Consider the following 1,785-nt stretch of genomic DNA (forward strand, 5'->3'; position numbering starts at 1 on the left):
CTCCCACATTTTGATCTGCGTCATGCATGGGTCAGGTGGGAGCGTGCTCTGGCCGCTGTTGGCGCTGTGCCACCCAGTACTCCACCAGCTCGCGCAATTGCGACAACTCCACCGGCTTGGCCATGTGCCCGTCCATCCCGGCCTGGCGTGCACGCTCTTTATGTTCCGAAAGAATGTGCGCGGTGAGTGCCACGATTGGCGTACGAATCCGCTGGTTGCTGACCTCCCATGCCCGCAGTTGCTGGGTCGCGGAGAAGCCGTCGAGGATCGGCATTTCACAGTCCATCAACACCAGGTCGTAGCGCTGGGCCTTCATTGCCTGCAGGGCTTCTTCGCCGTTGCTGGCGGTGTCCGGCTGCAGGTTGAGCTTGCCGAGCATGCCGCGAATCACCTTGGTGGAGATGCTGTTGTCCTCCGCCACCAGGATCCGGAAATCACTCGGCACGGTCACCGGGGGCGGCGCGCTGATCGCCGGCTGGCGTGGTTGCACGGAGCCCTTGCTGCGCTGGGTCAATTCATCGGCAAGGGTGGTCTTGAGGGTATAGCCGGCCACGGGTTTGGCGAGGATGCGCTTGATCCCGCAGTTGCGCGCGATGATCTTGCTCGGCGCATTGCTGATGCCGGTGAGCATGATCAGCAGGATGTCGTGGTTCAGGCTCGGGTCTTCCTTGATCTTCGCCGCCAGTTGCATGCCGGTCATGCCGGGCATGTTCTGGTCCAGCAGCACCACGTCGAAATAGTCCCGCAGGTGCGCCTTGGTGCGCAGCAGCGCCAGGGCTTCCTTGCCCGAAGGCACGGCGCTCACGTTCAGGCCCCAGGCCGTGCATTGCTGCACCAGCACTTTGCGGCAGGTGTCGTTGTCGTCCACCACCAGCACGCGCGCGCCCTTGAGCGGGCCGTCGAGGTCGGAGGTCGGGTGCTCCAGGCGTTCCGGGTCCAGCGGCAAGGTCAGCCACAGGGTGCTGCCTTGCTGGCTGCCACTCTTGATGCCGAATTCGCCGTTCATCAACAGGATCAGCTGGCGGGCAATGACCAGGCCCAGATGGCCGCTCAGGCGGGTGGCAGAGAGGAAGTTCTTGCTGTGCAACTCGCTGTGCAGCAGGGCGTCGCGCTCGGCGGGTTCCATCGGCAGGCCGCTGTCTTGCACGGCAATGCGCAGGCGCGGTTTGCTGCTGCGCTCGTCCAGTGCGACGACGATCAGTACTTCGCCTTCATCGGTTTTTTGCAGGGCATTTTCCAGCAGGCTCAACAGTGCCTGGCGCAGCCGCGTCGGGTCGCCGCTGATCACCCGGGGTACCTGGGGCTGGATAAAGCTGATCAGCTCGACGTTCTGCTGCTCGGCCTTGGCGCGGAAAATACTCAGGCAGTCTTCGATCAGCGCGTTGAGGTCGAACTGCACATCGTCCAATTCGATCTGCCCGGATTCCAGCTTGGAGATGTCGAGAATCTCGTTGATCAGGGTGAGCAGTTCGTTGCCGGCGCTGTGGATGGTTTGCACGTAGTCGCGTTGCTTGACTGAAAGCGGGGTGCCCAGCAGCAGTTCGGTCATGCCCAGCACGCCGTTCATGGGGGTGCGGATTTCGTGGCTGATCTTCGCGAGGAATTCGGCCTTGGCGGCGATTTCGGCGTTGCTGGCCGCCAGGTCGCGGCTGAGGCTGAAGTTGTCTTCGGTGATGGCGCGCTGGCGTTCGCCCAGGGCCAGGCTCATCAACAGGCCACTGAGGCAGATAAAGCCGAGCAGGGTGATGATCAAGCCTTGTGGCGGCACCAGCGTCAGGCCCAGCA

The 1,785-nt window shown here is 63.0% G+C and carries 1 protein-coding gene; it reads right to left on the reverse strand.

Going from position 1 to position 1,785, the window contains the following annotated elements; all coding sequences use genetic code 11:
- Positions 1-31: 31 nt before the first annotated feature.
- Positions 32-1,785: response regulator (locus tag HX873_RS31185; protein ID WP_177123813.1), on the reverse strand; the 1,754-nt coding region annotated here is incomplete at its 5' end.

The organism is Pseudomonas sp. P7758, from assembly GCF_013386485.1.
Classification (GTDB): domain Bacteria; phylum Pseudomonadota; class Gammaproteobacteria; order Pseudomonadales; family Pseudomonadaceae; genus Aquipseudomonas.